Here is a 19,088-nt window from a genome sequence, read left to right as displayed (position 1 = left end):
AGGTTCGGTGATGGTAGCTATCCGGGTGATCCGCGAAGACGGGGCTGATCCGTCAGTGCCCTTGCCCTCGTACGAAACGCATGGGGCCGCCGGTGCGGATGTGCGCGCAAATCTGCCGGATGGCGTCCCGGTCACGTTGGAACCCGGTCAGCGCGCCCTGGTGCCCACCGGATTGCGGATCGAAATTCCGCAAGGGTTCGAAGTGCAGGTGCGCCCCCGGTCCGGGCTTGCGCTGAAACACGGCATCACCCTGCCCAACACACCCGGCACAATCGACAGCGATTATCGCGGTCCGCTGGGTGTGATCGTCCTGAACGCAGGACAGGAACGGTTCGAAATCACCCATGGGGAACGCATTGCCCAACTGGTCGTTGCACCTGTTGTCCAGGCCAAATTCGAACCTGTGAACGCGCTGAGTGATACCGATCGCGGCGCAGGCGGGTTCGGTTCGACCGGGCGCGGCTGATGCTGTTGGTTCTGATCCTGGCCGCGGCCTTGTGGGGCATCGGTTACGTGGCCGGTGTGTCCCGAAACGCCCGCATGACGTCTGTCGGGGTGCTGTTGCTGGGCGTCATCACCGCACAACTGGTTCTGCCTGACGGGCACCCGTTGCGGACAGCCACGGGCGGGTCCGCCGCGATGTGGCTGATATTGGGTGGCTCGGCCCTGCTGGTTCTGGTTTATGGATGGGTGCTGAAGGTGCTGCGAAATCGTGCGGCGACTGGCCGTGCGAAGGAGCCCGCGATGCCGTCCGACCAATTCTCGGAAACCGAACTGGAACGTTATGCCCGCCACATCGTCCTGCGTGAACTGGGCGGGCCGGGTCAGAAAAAGATGAAACAGGCCCGCGTACTGATCATCGGCGCGGGCGGGCTGGGTGCGCCGGCGTTGCAATATCTGGCCGCCGCCGGTGTCGGAACGATCGGCGTGATCGACGATGACGAGGTCGAAAATGCCAACCTGCAGCGGCAGGTGATCCACCGCGACGCCGATATCGGCATGCCCAAGGTCTTTTCGGCGCAACAGGCCATGCAGGCCCAGAACCCAAATGTCGTAGTTCTGCCCTATCACCGTCGCCTGACCGAAGAGATCGCAGCGGACCTGTTTGCCGATTTTGATCTGATCCTTGATGGCACCGACAATTTTGACACCCGATACCTGGCCAACCGAACCGCGGTTGCGCTGGGCAAGCCGCTGATCTCGGGCGCGTTGTCGCAATGGGAAGGTCAGCTGAGCGTTTTTGACCCGGCTAAAGGTGCCCCCTGTTATCAATGCGTATTCCCCGAGGCTCCGGCGCCCGGACTGGCCCCGTCCTGTGCCGAGGCTGGCGTGATCGGCCCGCTTCCCGGGGTGGTCGGTTCGATGATGGCCGTTGAAGCAATCAAGGTGATCACCGGGGCCGGGCAGCCGCTGCGTGGCGAGATGCTGATTTACGACGCGCTTTATGGTGAAAGCCGCAAGATCACCATGTCGCGGCGCGCCGATTGTCCGATCTGTGGCTAAAACCGGGGCGCTTTGCATCAAGGCGCGCCCGTTCCCAAATTGTGGTCAAAGGAGACCCGAATGACCAACCCGATCCTGTCCGACTGGACCACGCCCTTCGAAATCGCACCCTTTGCCAATATTTCGGATGATGACTTCGCCCCGGCGCTGGAACAGGCGATGCAAGCGCATAATGCCCAGATCGACGCCATCGCCGGAAACGAAGAAGCGCCCAGCTTCGCCAACACGATCGAAGCGCTTGAAGCTGCAGGTGAGCAGATGGACCGGGTCCTGTCGGTGTTCTTTACCGTTGCCGGGGCGGACAGCAACCCCGCGCGAGAAGAACTGCAACGTGAATTCTCGCCCAAATTGGCGGCGCATTACGCGGGTATATCGTCAAATAAGGCGCTGTTTCAGCGCGTGGCCGATCTTTGGGCGCGCCGGGACGGTCTGGGCCTGAGCCAGGAACAGGCGCGCGTTCTGATGCTGACTCACCGAGGGTTCGTGCGCGCGGGCGCGGCATTGCAGGGGGACGACGATGTCCGGATGCAGGATATCAAGGCGCGGCTGGCGTCCTTGGGCACGTCTTTTACCCAAAACCTTCTGGCGGACGAGCGAAACTGGTTCATGGAACTGGCCGAAGACGACCTGACCGGTCTGCCGGATTTCGTCGTGGATGCGGCCCGTGCTGCGGGACAGGAAAAGGGCGCGGACGGTCCGGTCGTGACGCTGTCACGGTCTCTGATCGTCCCGTTCCTTCAATTCTCGCCACGTCGGGACCTGCGCGAAAAGGCCTACCGCGCATGGTCGGCGCGCGGGGCAAATGGCGGTGAGACCGACAACCGCAACATCGCGACCGAGATCCTGCAACTGCGCGAGGAACGGGCCAAACTGTTGGGTTATGACAGCTTCGCCGCGTTCAAGCTGGAAACCGAAATGGCGAAAACGCCGGATCGGGTGCGTGAACTGCTGATGCAGGTTTGGGAGCCCGCCAGGGCGCGCGCGGAAGCGGATGCCGAAACCCTGACCCGGATGATGCAGGAGGACGGGGTCAACGGCCCGCTGGAGGCATGGGACTGGCGCTACTATGCCGAGAAACGCCGCAAGGCCGAGCATGATCTGGATGAGGCCGCGCTGAAGCCGTATTTGCAACTGGACCGCATGATCGAGGCGTCATTCGCCTGCGCCAACCGCCTGTTCGGGCTGGAATTCGCCCCGCTGGACGTACCACTCTATCACCCTGATTGCCGGGCGTGGGAGGTCACCCGCAACGGGCAGCATGTCGCGGTGTTCATCGGTGACTATTTTGCGCGCGGATCGAAGCGTTCGGGCGCGTGGTGCAGCGCAATGCGGGCGCAGGCGACGTTCCCCAAAGTGCAGGCCCCGATCGTGATCAACGTCTGCAACTTCGCCAAGGGCGATCCGGCGCTGCTGTCCTATGACGATGCGCGCACCCTGTTCCATGAATTCGGGCACGCCCTGCATCAGATGCTGTCCAATGTGACCTATGAAAGCATCTCGGGCACAAGCGTCGCGCGGGACTTCGTCGAACTGCCCAGCCAGCTTTACGAACACTGGCTGGAGGTGCCCGAGGTTCTGGCCGAGTTCGCCACCCATGCCGAAACCGGGGCACCGATGCCGCAAGAGATGCTGGACAAGGTGCTGAAGGCCGCGAATTTCGATCAGGGGTTTCAGACGGTGGAATACGTCGCCTCGGCTCTGGTCGATCTGGCGTTTCACGACGGTGCCGCGCCTGCCGATCCGATGGCAAAACAAGCCGAGGTACTGACCGAGATCGGAATGCCGCACGCCATCGGCATGCGTCACGCCACCCCGCATTTCGCGCATGTGTTTGCTGGCGACGGCTATAGCGCGGGCTATTACTCGTACATGTGGTCCGAAGTTATGGATGCCGACGCATTTGCTTCCTTTGAAGAGGCAGGCGGCGCATTCGATCCGGAACGCGCCAGAGCGCTGGAGCAAAACATCCTGTCCACCGGCGGATCGCGCGAGGCGGAAGAGCTTTATCTGGCGTTCAGAGGGCGTTTGCCGGGCGTCGAGGCTCTGCTGAAAGGCCGCGGCCTGATCGCTGCGTGACTCAATAGCCCAGAGCGCGGTCGACGAGGTGCAGGAAGGGCTCACCCGCCTCACCCCGGCGGATGTTCTCGCAAATCACCTGCGCTGCCGTTTCGGGCCGTGTTTCCGAGGCGATATGCGGGGTCACTGTCACGTTGGGGTGCGTCCAATAAGGGTGCTCGGGCGGCAGCGGTTCCTGTCGGAATACATCCAGCGTGGCATGGCCAACCTGACCCGTATTCAGCGCATCCAGCAATGCGTCGTCGTCGATCAGCGGCCCGCGACCGGGATTGATGATGCGCGCGCCACGGGGCAGCAAGCGCAGGGTTTCCGCGTTCAGGGTGTTTTCCGTCGCCGGTGTGTCCGGCAGCAACAGCACGACAATCTCTGCCTTGGACAGCGCCTCCCGCAGTCCCTCCTCGCCATGCAGACAGGTGACGTCGGGGATATCCTTGGCCGAGCGGCTCCAGCCGGTGACGTTGAAATTCAGGGCCGTCAGCGCACGCGCGGCGGCCTCGCCCAATGCGCCCAGACCCAGGATGCAAACATTGCGTTCCGGGGCCAGGGGCGGTGCGTCCGGCGTCCAGACGCCGTCCTGAACGGTGATATGCCGGTCCATCTCCAGGTGATAGCGCAGAACGTGGCCGACCACCCATTCCGTCATGCCCTGTGTCAGCCCGCGGTCCACCATTCGCGCCAGCGGTACGGTCAGCGTTCTGTTCCCTGCAATGCTTTCAACCCCGGCCCACAGGCTCAGAACCGCCTTCAGCCGGGAAAACGGGGTGAAATCCAGCAGGCCGCCATTCGGGGCATAGACCACATAATCGACCTGATCCGGAGCAAAATCTGTGGCAAGCCGAAAGTCCAGACCCGCCCTGGTGAGGCCATCGGACAACAAGGGTTCATACACGGGCCACAGGGCAGGGCGCGCGGAAAACAGGACGTTCACGGGCATTTGTGGCCTTTCGGATCAGCGGGGGCGGTGGATATGGGCGCTCTGGACTATGCCAAAGGCGGCCATCAGGACCAGCATGGCCGAACCGCCATAGCTGACCATGGGCAGCGGTACGCCCACGACCGGGGCAAGCCCCATCACCATCGACATGTTGACGGCAAAGAACAGGAAAAAGTTCAGCGCGATGCCCAGCGTGACCAGCGACGAAAACCGGTCCTTGGTCGAAAGCGCCGTCACGAGGCAGAAAATCAGGATCAGACCATACAGGGTCAGCAGGGTGATGCCGCCGACAAAGCCGAATTCTTCAGCCAGCGTGGTGAAGATGAAATCGGTGTGCTTTTCGGGCAGGAAGTTCAGTCGCGATTGCGTGCCCTGCATGAACCCGCGCCCGTTCCAGCCACCGGACCCCAGCGCGATCTTGGACTGGGTAATATGATACCCCGCGCCCAGCGGATCGGTTGAAGGGTCAAGGAAAGTGTCGATGCGGCGGAACTGGTAATCCTTCAGCAACTGCCACTCTGTGCCTCGGCTGTTGAACACGGTTGCGACAAGCCCGACGCCCGCCGCTATTACGGCGGCGAAATAGGCCCAGTGGACGCCGGCCAGAAACATCAGCCCACCTCCCGCGGCTAGCAACAGGATCGAGGTGCCAAGGTCGGGCTGGCGCAGAACCATGAAAGTCGGGATCAGGATCAGGATGACCGGGATGATGACCCAGAGCGGCCGGGACGTCTTGTGCGACGGCAGCCAGTCGTAATAAGCCGCCAACAGCATGACCAGCGTTACCTTCATCAGTTCCGAAGGTTGCAGACGCATGAAACCAAGGTCGATCCAGCGCTGCGCCCCCATGCCGACCGTGCCGAACAACTCGACAAAGACCAGCAGGGCGATCGAAACGAGATAGGCCAGAACCGACATATTGCGCCAGAACCAGATCGGCACCAGCGCCACGATGAACATCACGGTCAGGCCCAGACCAAAGCGCTCCATCTGCGGCTCGGCCCAAGGGGTCCAGGATCCTCCCGCCACGGAATACAGCATCAGGAACCCGGCGCTGGCCACGCTGATCAGCAGCAGGGTCAGCGGCCAGTTCATATACAGGAATTTGCGGAACCCCGACGGCGTGGATTTGACGGCATATTCAAGATAGCTCATGCGCGGTCCTTCTCGGTCGGGCGCGCTTTGGGCCGGCGGTCACCTTCCAGCCGTTTTTGCTGTTCCTTGATGCGCTCGCGGTCGGCGACCGGATAAGCCTCAAGCGGCGGAGTTCCGTCGTAGAGCGCCTGCAACATGATATCCCGCGCAACCGGTGCGGCGGCCTTGGAACCGCCGCCGCCATGTTCCACAACCACGGCCACGGCGTATTTGGGATTGTCATAGGGGGCAAAGCTGACAAACAGCGCATGGTCGCGGCGCTCCCACGGCAGGTCTTCGTTGCGGATCACCCCGGCGGCCCGTTCGGCCTTGGTGATGTTGCGCACCTGACTGGTGCCGGTCTTGCCCGCCATGCGGAATTCATCGGCAATGATGCGGCTGCGATAAGCGGTGCCGCGCCGGTCGTTCGAGACCGAGAACATCGCCTTGCGCACGTGCTCCAGATTGTTGCGGTTCACCGCCAGAGGCTCGCCCGCGCCCGACGGCTGTTCAACTCCGTTCACCGACCGCACCAGACGCGGCGTCACCGCCCGCCCGGTAGCGATGCGCGCGGTCATCACCGCCAGTTGCAGCGGCGATGCCAGCATGAAACCCTGTCCGATCGAGGCATTCGCCGTGTCGCCTACCAGCCAGTCCTCGCCGTGAACACGTTGTTTCCACGCCTGGTTGGGGGCCAGCCCGGCCGCGACTGCTGACATCGGGATATCGTGTTTTACGCCCAGCCCGAAGGTGCGCGCCATGTCGGATATCTTGTCGATGCCTGTGCGCAAGGCAACATCGTAATAGTACACATCGCAGCTGCGTTTCAGCGACAGCCCAAGATCCACCGTGCCGTGACCGCCGCGCTTCCAGCAGTGGAACCGGCGGCTGCCGACTTTCAGGTGACCCGGGCAGTAAACCGTATTGCCGGGCCCGATCACGCCAGCCTCAAGCGCGGCCATGGCAGTGATCATCTTGAAGGTCGAGCCGGGCGGATAAGTACCTTGTACGGTCTTGTTGGCCAGCGGGCGGTAATTGTCCTGAGTCAGCGTCCGGTAGTCGGCCACAGAGATGCCGCGCACAAACAGATTCGGATCAAAACTGGGCGCCGAGCTGATCGCCCGGATGTCGCCTGTTTCGCAATCGATGACCACCGCCGCGGCGCTTTCACCGGCCAGCCGGGCCTGTGCGTATTGCTGCAGGTCCGCGTCGACCGACAATTGCAAATCGGCCCCGGCGGTGCCCTCCTGCCGGTCCAGTTCCCGCATCACCCGGCCGGTGGCATTGACTTCGACCCGTTTGGCCCCGGCCTTGCCGCGCAGGGAAATTTCCTGCTTGGCTTCAAGCCCGACCTTGCCGATCTGGAACCGGGGGATACGAAGCACCGGTTCGGGGTCCTCGATCTGGCTGAGATCGTAATCGCTGACCGGGCCGACATACCCAACCACATGGGCAAAATCCTCGTACCGGGGATACTGGCGCGTCATACCCACTTCGGGGGTCACACCGGGCAGGGCAGGGGCGTTGACGGCAACTTTCGAGATATGTTCCCACGTGACCTGATCAGCCAGTGTCACGGGCAGGAACGGTGCCGAGCGGCGCATTTCCGCCTTGGCGCGTTCGATCTCATCCTCGGTCAAAGGGATCAGGTCCGAGAGCTTGGCGATAACCTTGTCTACGTCGCCCGCATCCTCGCGCACCATGACGATCCGGTAAGAGGGCGAGTTCTGACCGATGATTTCGCCATTGCGGTCGTAAATCCGTCCGCGCGTTGGCGGGATCAGGCGGATGTTGATCCGGTTTTCCTCGGCCAGCAGGCGGTATTCGTCGGCCTGATCCACTTGCATGAACCGCATGCGGGCGGCCAGACCCCCGATGAAGGCGGCCTGAAGCCCGCCCAGTATCAGCGCCCGGCGTGGCAGGCGTTTATAGGCGAGGCCCTGGGACTTGGGTTTGCGCTGCTTCATGACCGCGCTCCGAACGGGCTGGTTTCAGCTGCGGATACCCGCCGGACCCCTAATCCGTTCTGGCTGAGCAGAACGATCAGGGGATATACTGCAATCGTCAGAACCACTTGTATCACCACCGGTCCCAATGCCGCCTGTTGCACCGACAGAATAGCAAGAATGATGCGGTTCAACATAAAAACTGCCGTGATCACCACGGCGACGCTGGACCATTCGCCAACAAATCCAGAATCCCGCATTCCCGGCGCCGCTGAACGAAGATAGGCGGCGCCAAGAACCACCAGCGCCGCCAGCAATCCCGGCGGCCGCTGCAGCAGCAGATCGGCCATCAGCATGACAACCGCCACAAGCAGGGTGGGAACAAATTCCGGCCGCCGCAGGACCCAGGCAAAAGTCAGGGCAATCAGCAGGTCCGGAAATGGCCAGCGGTCGGGCGCAGTATCCAGCGGCAACAGGTGCAGGAACATGATCAGGGCCGCCAGACACAGATAAAGCCCGCGCTTGGACCAAAGCTGCGAGGTCGCGCTATCCATCGCCGACCTCCACCGGGGTCAGGGCGGCAGCAGGTTGTCTGGGGCCGACAATGTTGCCTGGATCCCGGATCGGCGGGGCCGACTGGTAGCGCAGGACCCTGAGAAATTCCAGGCGTTCGAAATCGGCCGACAGGCGAACGCGCAGGCGGCCACCGGGGTCGGCCGTGATCTGGCCGATCAGCAGGCCGGCGGGAAACACGCCCCCGTCCCCCGACGTCACCACCCGGTCGCCGGGGCGCACCAGTTCACGGTTCTCCAGAAACTCCACCGCCGGGGCCGGCGTGTTATCTCCCTTGATCAGAGCGGTCTGACCCGAAGGCTGAATGGTCGCCGGGATCGCGCTGGACGCGTCGGTCATTAGGATCACCCGCGCGGTATCCGGACCCACCCCGGAAATGCGACCGACCACACCGATCCCGTCCATCGTCGCCCAGCCATCGGTGATACCGTCGCGTTCACCCACATTCAGCAGTACCGACTGCCGGAAGGGCGATCCGCTGTCGGCCATGACGACGCCGGTGATATAGGTCAGGCGCGGATCAAGCCGGACATTGTTCAGATCCAGCAGGCGGGCGTTTTCCTGCTCCAACTGCAGCGCGGCCTCTTTCCAGGCGCGCATCAGGCGCAATTCGCTGCGCAATTCCTGGTTCTGTTCGCTCAGGCGCTGATAACTTTGAAAATCCCGCACCAGATTGACGACAGCGGTGACCGGCACCATGGCCCATTCCATCGACGGCACGACCCGGTCCACTACCTGCGCGCGAAACCGTTCGACGCGCGGGCTGTCGATGCGCCAGACCAGAAAGATTGCCAGAAGACACAGAACGACAATCCCCAACAGCAGCCGTCGCAGGGGGGTGGTGTATTCGTCGCGCTGTGATCGGTCCTTTGCCACAGGACTCCTTCCCGTGCTGCTCGCGCCCGATTTTACCCTATTTCACAAGGGTGCGCGCCTTAGCTTTCGTAGTCAATCGCGTGGCGCAGTTGTTTTTCGTATTCCAGCGCTTTGCCGGTGCCCAAAGCCACGCAATTGAGGCTTTCATCGGCGATCGACACGGCCAGCCCGGTCTGTTCGCGCAGGGCGAGGTCCAGATCGCCCAGCAGCGCGCCGCCACCGGTCAGCATCACGCCCCGATCGACAATGTCGGCGGCCAGATCGGGCGGAGTGGTTTCGAGCGCGGTCATCACCGCCTCGCAAATCTGCTGGACAGGTTCCGACAGCGCCTCGGCCACCTGGGCCTGGCTGATCTCGATTTCCTTGGGAACACCGTTCAGCAGGTCGCGACCGCGGATATGCATCGACTGGCCGCGGCCGTCGTCGGGCATGCGCGCGGTGCCGATGGTGGTTTTGATCCGTTCGGCGGTGGATTCACCGACCAGCAGGTTCTGCTGACGCCGCAGATACGAGATGATCGCCTCATCCATCCGGTCTCCGCCGACACGGACCGAGCGGGCGTATACGATGTCGCCCAGCGACAGAACCGCCACTTCGGTGGTACCGCCGCCGATATCGACGACCATGTTGCCAGTCGGGTCGGTGATCGGCATGCCTGCGCCAATCGCGGCCGCAATCGGTTCGGCAATCAGGCCCGCGCGGCGCGCGCCTGCGGACAGAACCGACTGTCGGATTGCCCGTTTCTCAACGGGTGTCGCGCCGTGCGGGACGCAGACGATGATCTTGGGTTTCGAAAAGGTCGAGCGTTTGTGCACCTTGCGGATGAAATGCTTGATCATTTCCTCGGCGGTATCGAAATCGGCAATGACGCCTTCGCGCATCGGGCGGATCGCCTCGATCGAGCCCGGGGTTCGGCCCAGCATCAGCTTGGCGTCTTCGCCCACGGCCAGCACCTTTTTCACACCGTCCTTGACGTGATAGGCCACTACCGACGGTTCGGACAGGATCACGCCGCGCCCTTTGACATAAACCAGCGTGTTCGCTGTCCCAAGGTCAATGGCCATGTCCGCAGTGAACAGGCCGCCCAGATTGCCAAAGATTCCCATGTTTTCACTGATCCCGTTCGTCAGAATTTCAACTGCCCGCAACTCGACGGTTCCGGGACGGATGTCTTATAGGGTGCCATCTCGCCCGGTAAAAGGGCTGATTCCGCGTCAATCAGCACCTTTCCGCCTTATTGACAGGGACTTTAGAAGGCAAAATGCTCTCATATCAACACATTTACCACGCCGGGAATCTGGCTGATGTGCAAAAGCACGCATTATTGGCGTGGATGTTGGAATATCTGACCCGCAAAGATAAGCCCCTGACCTATCTTGAAACCCATTCCGGGCGCGGTCTTTACCATCTGGGCGCCGCCGAAGCCCTGCGAACCGGTGAGGCCGCCGCCGGAATAGGGCGGGCCCGCAAGGAGGACTGGTTTGACGCGACACATCCCCTTTCGCGGGCGCTGGCCGGGGTTCAGGAGCGTTACGGCGCTGATGCCTATGCCGGGTCGCCCCTGATCGCGGCTGGCCTGCTGCGGGATGGCGACAGCCTGCATTTTGCCGAGTTGCACCCGCAGGAACACGCGGCGCTGTCTGGGGCACTCTCAGGCACTGGCGCGAAGGTCTACAAACAGGATGGATATGAGCTGGCGCAATCCCTTTTGCCCCCGACTCCAAGGCGCGGGATGGTCCTGATCGACCCGAGTTATGAAGTGAAATCGGAATATGGCCGCCTGCCCGGAATTGTCGCCAGACTGCATCGCAAGTGGAACGTGGGGGTAATTGCCGTCTGGTATCCGATTCTGGCAGACGGGCGGCACCGGGAAATGATCTCGGCGCTTAAGGGGCAGAATCTGCCGAAATCCATCTGTCATGAGGTGGAATTCGCACCGGCGCGAAAAGGTCACGGGATGATCGGATCAGGCATGTTCATCGCGAACGCGCCCTATGGCATCGCGGAAGAAACAGACCGTTTGTCGGACATTTTCGCGCGCCTCTGAGACGTGACCACCTGATGGGCGCAGGTCGGCGAATGCTCCCGCCTCGGTTGCCAGCATCAGAGATGCAGCCGCCCGAGTTGGGCCCGGCAGCGCGCCTGCGCGCTGCCGGGCCCAATGCCGCTAGGGTGTTCGGCGCAGCCGGGCAGCCGCGGGTGCGGGAGCTCGTTCGCCCCTAACCGGTCAGGTCAGATCCTTATAGCTGATCTCACGCGTGTCAGCCCCGGGTCCGGCTTTTTCGCGGCGCATGATCAGCCGGTTCAGCGCGTGAATATAGGCTTTGGCCGACGCCACCACGGTATCGGTATTTGCGGACTGGCCCGTGGCGATCATGCCGTCCTCTTCCAGCCGCACCGAAACGGTGGCCTGCGCGTCGGTGCCTTCGGTCACTGCGTGAACCTGGTACAGTTGCAGCCGCGCGGTGTTGGGATGGATTGTCCGGATCGCCTTGAAGGTGGCATCCACCGGACCGTCACCGTGCTCGGTCGCAATGACATCCTTGCCATCCACTTCCAGTTCAACGGTCAATTCCGCCTGACCGCCAGTGCCGCAAGTCACCTTCATCGAGACCAGTTGCAGGTGATCGTCCGCATCGTCCAGCGTCATCAACGCGATCAGGTCGTCGTCGAACACCTCTTTTTTGCGGTCGGCCAGATCCTTGAACCGCACGAAGATGTCCTTGAGCTGATTGTCACCCACCTCGTAACCCAGCGTTTCGAGCTTGTCGCGCAACGCGGCCCGGCCCGAGTGTTTGCCCAAGGGCAGCGAGGTGCCGGACAGGCCGATATCTTCGGGGCGCATGATCTCGAAATTCTCGCGGTTCTTCAGCATGCCATCCTGATGGATACCGCTTTCATGGGCAAAGGCGTTTTTGCCGACGATCGCCTTGTTGAACTGCACGTTGAAGCCCGACACCGTCGCGACCCGGCGCGAGATATGCATGATCTTGGTGGTGTCGATACCGGTGTTCCAGGGCATGATGTCGTTGCGGGTTCGCAGCGCCATTACCACCTCTTCCAGCGCGGTGTTGCCCGCGCGTTCGCCCAGACCGTTGATGGTGCATTCGATCTGCCGTGCGCCACCTGCGACGGCCGCCAGAGAGTTCGCGGTCGCCATGCCAAGGTCGTTGTGGCAATGGGTGGCAAACACCACCTCATCAGCGCCCGGTACGGTCTCGATCAGGCGCTTGATCAGGTCCGCGGATTCAACCGGAGCGGTGTACCCCACCGTGTCGGGGATGTTGATCGTCGTGGCACCTGCCTTGATCGCAATCTCAATCACGCGGCACAGGTAATCCCATTCCGTGCGGGTCGCATCCATCGGCGACCATTGCACGTTTTCGCACAGGTTGCGCGCATGGCTGACCGTTTCGTGGATCTTCTCGGCCATCTCGTCTTGCGTGAGGTTGGGGATGGCGCGGTGCAGTGGCGACGTACCGATGAAGGTGTGAATCCGGTTTTTCCCAGCGTGTTTCACAGCCTCCCAACAGCGGTCGATATCCGCGAAATTGGCGCGGGCGAGACCGCAGATCCGGCTGTTTTTGGCGCGTTGCGCGATTTCGGTGACGGCCTTGAAGTCGCCCTCGGACGCGATGGGGAAACCGGCTTCGATGATGTCGACGCCCATCTCGTCCAGCAGCTCGGCTATCTCCAGCTTTTCGTCATGGGTCATGGTTGCGCCGGGGCTCTGCTCGCCGTCGCGCAAAGTGGTATCGAAGATCAAGACGCGGTCTTGGTCGGTCACGTTGGTCATGGGAATCTCTTTCTTGTCTGTCCTAAAGCCTATGGCGCGCGGGCGTCCTCCTCTGAGCGGGCGCGCCGAATGGCACGCTCAGAGGCGGATTAGGATCAGTAGGCCACGCAGAGACGCACCGCGAAGGGCGGCGTCGGCAAAAGGGATATCTGCGCGGTTGATCATAGGCCGGAAGTTATACAGAGCTTACCCGGAATGAAAAGACCAATTTGACCCTTTGCGGCGGGCGGCTAGGTGATCGGATATGGACAAGGCATTGATTATTGGCGCGTCAGGCGGGATCGGGCAAGCCGTTTGCCGGCAGTTGGAATGCCAGGGTGTGGCGGTGACCGCATTATCGCGTTCAGCCGACGGGTTTGATCTGACCGACCCGGAGGGTGTGAACCATGCGCTTGATGCAATCTCCGACCGGTTCGATCTGATCCTAATCGCCTCGGGGGCCCTGGAAATCGACGGTGCGGCACCGGAAAAGACCATTCGGGCCGTTTCGGCGCAGGCGATGATGGATCAGCTCGCATTGAACGCCGTCGGTCCGGCTCTGGTCCTGGCCCATGCCGCGCGCCTGCTGCCGCGGGACCGGCGTGCCGTGTTTGCGGTGCTTTCGGCCCGCGTCGGGTCGATCGGGGACAATCGTCTGGGCGGTTGGGTCAGCTACCGTGCGGCAAAGGCGGCAGTTAACCAGATTGTTCGGACCAGTGCGATTGAACTGGCACGGACACATGCCCGGGCGATCTGCGTGGCGCTGCATCCCGGTACGGTGAAAACCGAATTTACCCGAAAATACCTTGGCCGTCATCCGTCGGTTTCACCGGATGAGGCCGCTGCAAACCTGCTGACCGTGATGAAGGGTCTGTCCCCAGAAGACAGCGGCGGGTTCTTCGACTGGGCCGGAAACCCGGTGCCCTGGTGACGCGTCTTGCCTAGCCGTCCGAGTTGGTTGCTTCGGGTACCACCGCCTCAGGAGAAGGGTCGGTTGCGTCTTCGTTTGGCGTTGCCAGTTCGCCGTTCTGCCAACGCCCGGATTCCTCGGTGCCGTTGGCATAGCGCATGGTGCCGTCCCCGTGGCGCTTGTTGTCCAGAAACCCGCCTTCATAGACGTCGCCGGTTGCAAAGGTCGCAATTCCGGTGCCGCTGATTTTACCGCCGACCCAGCCGCCGGTATATGTGAAACCGGTTGGCATGGTGATGGTGCCCTGACCGTGGCGCTGGCCGTTCTCGAAATCGCCGTCATAGACAGTACCGTCCGGAAAACTGGCCTTGCCTTTGCCCTGACGGACACCGTCGGCCCACTCGCCCTCGTACAGATATCCGTTGGCAAAGGTCAGAACGCCGGTGCCGTGGCTGAGACCGTTTTTGAACTGGCCAGTGTAAACGACGCCGTTGGGGTAGGTGGCGGTGCCGCGACCCTCGAAGATTCCGGCAATCCAGTCGCCGTCATAGATGATGCCGTCGGCAAAGGTGTGCATGCCCCTGCCATGGGGCAGGTCGGCGCTGAAATCGCCAACATAGGTCGAACCGTCGGGATAGGTCAGTTCGCCGAACCCTTCGATCTGACCGTCCGCCCACTGGCCGGAGTAATCAAATCCGTCGGTGCCCAGAAAGCGCCCTGTGCCGTGGCGGCGGTCGTCCGAATATTCCCCTTCGTAAATCGCGCCATTGGCATAGGTCGCCTTGCCTTGACCCTGACGGCGCCCATCGACAAGCTCGCCTTCGTAGAGGTCGCCGTTGGCCTGCAGCAAGCGGCCTGTTCCGGTGACCTGATCGCGGGTCCAGGTGCCGGTATACACCTGGCCGTCCGCCGAGGTCTGAGTGCCCTGACCGTGACGCTGGCCATTTTCGATATCGCCTTCGTAAACGCTGCCCTGCGCCGTGGTTATCTTGCCTTTGCCCTGTTTAACGCCGTCGACCCAATCGCCGTCGTAGCTATAGCCCGAAGGATCGGTCATCACGCCCTTTCCGTGATAACGGGCATCCTTGAAGCCGCCTTCATAGCGCGCGCCATTGGCATAGGTGGCGACACCTTGCCCGTTAATCGACCCGTTGGTCCATTCCCCTTCGTAGCTGCCGCCATCCGGGTATACGATCTTGCCAAGCCCTTCGGGCTGACCCTTGGCAAAGGTCCCTTCATAGATCGAGCCATTGACGTAACGGGCGATACCATTGCCCTGAATCTCGCCCTCGACCCATTCACCCTCATACTGGAACCCATTGGGCAGGCGATAGCTGCCGGTTCCGTGGCGCAGGCCGTTTTCGAACGTGCCTTCATACACGCCGCCCACATCGTCATCCGCGACAATCACCTGCCCGTCCTGCGCCGCGGCACCCGCGGCGATCAGCGCCAATGTTGTTGCGGCAATTGAAGTGCGGAAAACGTTCATGGTCGTTCCTGACTGCCCGGTTTTGATCCCTTTTTCGCAAAACTAAGGTACCGAAGGGGGCAGAGCAACGGGTTTTGCCGCATTTGCCTTTTACTCGCGCAATGATCTGCTAAATGGCATTAGGACCGACGAGGGCAAGAGGGCAGCATGGCCGACCGTTTCCGCATCACTCTGGCGCAACTCAACCCTGTTGTGGGGGATATCGACGGCAACGCGGCGCAGGCGATGGCCGCGTGGGAAGAGGCGCGGGCAGCCGGGGCCGATCTGGTGGCGTTTCCCGAGATGTTCATCACCGGCTACAACACTCAGGATCTGGTGATGAAGCCGGTCTTCTACCGGGCTGCGATGGCGGCGGTCGAAGCGCTGGCGGCGCGGTGCGCCGAGGGTCCGGCGATAGCCATTGGCGGACCCTGGACCGAAGATGGCAGCCTTTTCAACGCCTACCTGATCCTCAAGGGCGGGCGGGTCGGCAGCAAAGTGCTGAAACATCATCTGCCCAACGAGACGGTGTTCGACGAAGTGCGCCTGTATGATGCCGGTCCTTTGGGCGGGCCGTATTCGGTTGGCAATACGCGTATCGGCAGCCCGATCTGCGAGGACAGCTGGCATCCGGACGTGGCCGAAACGCTTGAGGAAACCGGAGCCGAATTTCTGCTGATCCCCAATGGATCGCCCTATTTCCGCAACAAATACGACGTGCGCCTGAACCATATGGTGGCCCGCGTGGTCGAAACCGGCCTGCCGCTGATTTACCTCAACATGGTCGGTGGTCAGGACGATCAGGTGTTCGATGGCGCGACCTTTGGCCTGAACCCGGGCGGAGAGCTGGCGTTCAGGATGCCGGTATTTGACGAGGCAATCACGCATATCGATCTGGAGCGCGGCGATGACGGCTGGCGTATCGTGCCCGCCGAAATCGTGCCGCAACCCGATGAGTGGGAGCAGGATTATCGCGCGATGGTTCAATCCCTGCGCGACTACATGGACAAGACCGGGTTCAAGAAGGTGTTGCTGGGTCTGTCCGGCGGCGTCAATTCCGCCCTTGTCGCCGCCATTGCGGTTGATGCCCTTGGTGCGGATAACGTCCGGTGCGTGATGCTGCCGTCGGAATACACCAGCCAGGCTTCACTGGACGATGCCGAAGCTGTCGCCAGGGCGCTGGGGGTTCATTATGACTTCGTTCCGATCTCGGACAGCCGGGCGGCGGTAACCCAGACATTGGCGTCACTGTTTGCCGGGCGCAATGAGGACCTGACCGAAGAGAACATCCAATCGCGCCTGCGTGGATTGCTGTTGATGGCGATCTCGAACAAGTTCGGCGAAATGCTGCTGACCACCGGCAACAAGTCCGAGGTCGCGGTGGGGTATGCCACGATTTATGGCGACATGAACGGCGGCTATAACCCCATCAAGGATCTCTACAAGACGCGGGTGTTCGAGACCTGCCGCTGGCGCAACGCCAATCACCGAAGCTGGATGGCGGGCCCCGCAGGTGAGGTGATCCGCCCCTCGATCATCGACAAACCACCCAGCGCGGAATTGCGCGAGGATCAGAAGGACAGCGACAGCCTGCCGGATTACCCTGTACTGGACGCCATTTTGACCATTCTGGTGGATCAGGACGGTTCGATTGCGGATTGCGTGGCGGCCGGGTTCGACGAGGCCGAGGCGCGCCGGGTCGAGAACCTGATCTATATCAGCGAATACAAGCGTTTTCAGTCCGCGCCCGGAACCCGCCTGACCAGTCGGGCATTTTGGCTGGATCGCAGGTATCCGATCGTCAATCGGTGGCGCGACCGCGACTGATCAGAACGAAAAGTGCCACATTCTCCGGATGCGCTGTTTCTAAAGGCTGACCAGTGATCGGCTGGGATTTGCCATTGTTTCGGCATTCAACGTCAATGACGTCTTTTCACGGCCTCAAGGCGGCTGACGTCTTGATAGCGCGACATTTTTTTGCCACATTTTAGCTTAATTGACGCCCCATATGGGGCAGTGCGTTACAGCTTCTGGTTCGGGGCAATGTCGGAACCTATACGACGGAACCAAACGTGGCGCATCCGGTGTTAAATGTCTGAGTTAACGATTTGGTGTTATTATGTACGAGGGATATGACAAACCGCTTCACCCGCCGCTGCAATGGAAAACGATGGAGTCCGAGGGGCGTGCATTGGATGAGGCAAAGCTGGATTCGGCGATTGCCGATTTGCTGAGCGAAGAGGATCCGGACGAGCCGGAACCTGCAGCAGTGGCGCCTGTTACTCCGGCGGTTTTTCCTGAACTGCCCCGGCAAGAGGCGATGGACGAAGAGGACCTGCCGAAAGACTCCGGGCTGGCGGCCACACTGCGACAGAAATGGGCCGAGCTGCGCGGCGCAGCCTGAATCCCTGTAACTCTGAATGGAATAGGGCGACCTTACGGGCGCGCCTTTGGCGATATAGCCACATCTTCTGAATATCGTCACCAAAGTGCGGATCGCATGTTGCCTGCGCGCCGGACCCGCGCCTTCATTGCTGTCAAGGTAATGAAGCAAAGAGCGGTTGATGCCCGGCCCGAAACCAACCCCCGTTGAACCGGATCTTTCCCTGCCCAAAGTTGTTGATGTTGTCGTCATAGGCGGTGGTATCATCGGTGCCGCCACCGCGTTGGAATTGTCCGAACGGGGGCTGACCGTTCTGTTGTGCGAGAAGGGTCAGATCGGGGGCGAGCAGAGCTCTCGCAACTGGGGGTGGGTGCGTCTGGGGATGCGCGACCCGCGGGAAATTCCGCTAATGACCGAAGCGCTGGATATTTGGCAGGGGCTGGACCAGCGCATCGGGCGCAGAACGGGTTACACCCGCTCGGGCATATTGTTTGGCGCTTCCACCGACAAGGACCGGACCAATCTTGATCGTTGGGTGCGGCATGTGGACGGGATGCAAACTGGTGCTAAAATCGTATCCGGGTTCGAGTTTGAGGCATTGATCCCGGACAACCGGACCGGCCTCAAATCCGCCCTGCACATGCCCCGGGACGGTCGTGCAGAACCACAATGGGCGGCCCCGGCGATTGCCGAGGCGGCACGCGACAGAGGTGCCGTTCTGATGACCAATTGCGCTGTGCGTAGTTTGGATATCCAGAATGGCTGCATCGCCGGGGTGTTCACGGAACGCGGCCGTGTCACGTGCGATCGGGTTGTTCTGGCGGGTGGAGCCTGGTCCCGCCTGTTTGCCGGAAACGCGGGGATCGACCTGCCCCAACTGAAAGTGCTGAACACGGTGTTGCGCACCTCACCCGCCGCAGGGCCGGAGACAGCCCTTTGGTCAGATGATTTCGCCATAAGAAAACGGGATGACGGCGGTTATACCATCGCCTCGGGGTATGGGAATGTCGTGGATATCGTTCCGGACAGTTTCCGGCTTGGCCTTAAGTTCCTGCCCGCCTTCGCGCAGGAGTGGAAATCCCTGCGGTTCCGGCTGTCGCGGCGCTGGGCGGAAGAGGCAGGGCAAGATCGAAGGTGGCTGCCCACCGATGTTACGCCCTTTGAACATTGCCGCGTTCTTGATCCCGAACCGTCGCAAAAATTGCTGCGGCGGGCGTGGCGGCGGGCGCGGCGCGGTTTGCCGGTGCTTGAAAACGCCGAGATCGTGCAAAGCTGGGCAGGGCTGATTGACGTCACGCCGGACGCGATCCCGGTGATTTCCGGCGTGGATCATATTAAGGGCATGTTCATCGCAACCGGGTTTTCCGGCCACGGCTTTGGGATCGCCCCGGGCGCGGGCCGGTTGATGGCGGATCTGGTCACGGGAACTGCGCCCTGTGTCGATCCGGCCGCCTTCCGGCTGTCGCGGTTCTCGGACGGCTCGAAAGTGCGGCCGGACGCGGGGTTCTGA

At 61.7% G+C, this 19,088-nt stretch carries 16 protein-coding genes; 8 read left to right on the top strand and 8 right to left on the bottom strand.

What is annotated here, in order from left to right:
• The first annotated feature begins 10 nt into the window (after positions 1-10).
• The 3 genes from dut to ACXAC3_RS00710 are packed head-to-tail and all read left to right on the top strand — an operon-like array spanning position 11 to position 3,579.
• Positions 11-466, top strand: a complete 456-nt coding sequence (dut, locus tag ACXAC3_RS00720) for a dUTP diphosphatase (RefSeq protein WP_475163313.1) — start codon at positions 11-13, stop codon at positions 464-466.
• On the top strand, positions 466-1,503 hold the full coding sequence (locus ACXAC3_RS00715; RefSeq protein ID WP_475154373.1) for a HesA/MoeB/ThiF family protein: 1,038 nt from the start codon (positions 466-468) through the stop codon (positions 1,501-1,503). Before dut ends, ACXAC3_RS00715 begins: the two co-directional genes overlap by 1 nt.
• A 60-nt stretch (positions 1,504-1,563) precedes the next feature.
• The gene (locus tag ACXAC3_RS00710) at positions 1,564-3,579 is read left to right on the top strand and encodes a M3 family metallopeptidase (RefSeq protein WP_475154371.1); all 2,016 of its coding nucleotides are present in this window, start codon (positions 1,564-1,566) and stop codon (positions 3,577-3,579) included.
• Between the two features lies 1 nt (position 3,580).
• On the opposite strand, the gene ACXAC3_RS00705 is transcribed toward ACXAC3_RS00710, so the two are convergent.
• The 6 genes from ACXAC3_RS00705 to ACXAC3_RS00680 are packed head-to-tail and all read right to left on the bottom strand — an operon-like array spanning position 3,581 to position 10,148.
• A complete protein-coding gene (locus tag ACXAC3_RS00705; RefSeq protein ID WP_475154369.1) occupies positions 3,581-4,513 on the bottom strand; it encodes a 2-hydroxyacid dehydrogenase in 933 nt (310 codons plus the stop codon).
• Positions 4,514-4,528: 15 nt separating this feature from the next.
• Entirely contained in the window at positions 4,529-5,668 is a 1,140-nt protein-coding gene (rodA, locus tag ACXAC3_RS00700; RefSeq protein ID WP_475154366.1) for a rod shape-determining protein RodA, read from the bottom strand.
• Positions 5,665-7,614, bottom strand: a complete 1,950-nt coding sequence (gene mrdA / locus ACXAC3_RS00695) for a penicillin-binding protein 2 (protein ID WP_475154364.1) — start codon at positions 7,612-7,614, stop codon at positions 5,665-5,667. The genes rodA and mrdA overlap by 4 nt, the downstream gene beginning before the upstream one ends.
• Entirely contained in the window at positions 7,611-8,147 is a 537-nt protein-coding gene (locus tag ACXAC3_RS00690) for a rod shape-determining protein MreD (protein WP_475154361.1), read from the bottom strand. Before ACXAC3_RS00690 ends, mrdA begins: the two co-directional genes overlap by 4 nt.
• Positions 8,140-9,042: a rod shape-determining protein MreC gene (gene mreC / locus ACXAC3_RS00685; RefSeq protein ID WP_475154358.1), complete on the bottom strand. Its 903-nt coding sequence runs from the start codon at positions 9,040-9,042 to the stop codon at positions 8,140-8,142. The genes ACXAC3_RS00690 and mreC overlap by 8 nt, the downstream gene beginning before the upstream one ends.
• 59 nt (positions 9,043-9,101) lie before the next feature.
• Complete coding sequence (locus ACXAC3_RS00680; protein ID WP_039523195.1) at positions 9,102-10,148, bottom strand: rod shape-determining protein; 1,047 nt, start codon at positions 10,146-10,148, stop codon at positions 9,102-9,104.
• Positions 10,149-10,303: 155 nt separating this feature from the next.
• On the opposite strand from ACXAC3_RS00680, the gene ACXAC3_RS00675 reads away from it, so the two are divergent.
• Positions 10,304-11,089, top strand: coding sequence for a 23S rRNA (adenine(2030)-N(6))-methyltransferase RlmJ (locus ACXAC3_RS00675; protein WP_475154355.1), 786 nt, complete (start codon positions 10,304-10,306; stop codon positions 11,087-11,089).
• A gap of 180 nt (positions 11,090-11,269) precedes the next feature.
• Here the strand turns inward: ACXAC3_RS00675 and ACXAC3_RS00670 are convergent, their stop codons facing one another.
• Positions 11,270-12,838, bottom strand: coding sequence for a 2-isopropylmalate synthase (locus tag ACXAC3_RS00670; RefSeq protein WP_475154353.1), 1,569 nt, complete (start codon positions 12,836-12,838; stop codon positions 11,270-11,272).
• A gap of 244 nt (positions 12,839-13,082) precedes the next feature.
• Between ACXAC3_RS00670 and ACXAC3_RS00665 the strand changes: the two genes are divergently transcribed.
• On the top strand, positions 13,083-13,748 hold the full coding sequence (locus ACXAC3_RS00665) for an SDR family NAD(P)-dependent oxidoreductase (RefSeq protein WP_475154350.1): 666 nt from the start codon (positions 13,083-13,085) through the stop codon (positions 13,746-13,748).
• Between the two features lie 10 nt (positions 13,749-13,758).
• On the opposite strand, the gene ACXAC3_RS00660 is transcribed toward ACXAC3_RS00665, so the two are convergent.
• Positions 13,759-15,216 carry an MORN repeat-containing protein gene (locus ACXAC3_RS00660; RefSeq protein ID WP_475154348.1) on the bottom strand — a complete coding sequence of 486 codons (1,458 nt, stop codon included), beginning with the start codon at positions 15,214-15,216 and terminating at the stop codon, positions 13,759-13,761.
• Positions 15,217-15,363: 147 nt separating this feature from the next.
• Here ACXAC3_RS00660 and ACXAC3_RS00655 point away from each other — a divergent pair, with 147 nt between their 5' ends.
• The 3 genes from ACXAC3_RS00655 (at position 15,364) to ACXAC3_RS00645 (ending at position 19,088) form a co-directional block, all read left to right on the top strand.
• Positions 15,364-17,022 carry an NAD+ synthase gene (locus tag ACXAC3_RS00655; protein ID WP_475154346.1) on the top strand — a complete coding sequence of 553 codons (1,659 nt, stop codon included), beginning with the start codon at positions 15,364-15,366 and terminating at the stop codon, positions 17,020-17,022.
• Positions 17,023-17,314: 292 nt separating this feature from the next.
• Positions 17,315-17,599, top strand: coding sequence for a hypothetical protein (locus tag ACXAC3_RS00650; RefSeq protein ID WP_475154343.1), 285 nt, complete (start codon positions 17,315-17,317; stop codon positions 17,597-17,599).
• 160 nt (positions 17,600-17,759) lie between these two features.
• Entirely contained in the window at positions 17,760-19,088 is a 1,329-nt protein-coding gene (locus ACXAC3_RS00645; RefSeq protein WP_475154341.1) for an NAD(P)/FAD-dependent oxidoreductase, read from the top strand.

It is taken from the genome of Ruegeria sp. ABV4_181, assembly GCF_056158465.1.
The sequence above is the reverse complement of the archived record's forward strand: the minus strand, read 5'-3'. Positions and strand labels throughout refer to the sequence as shown.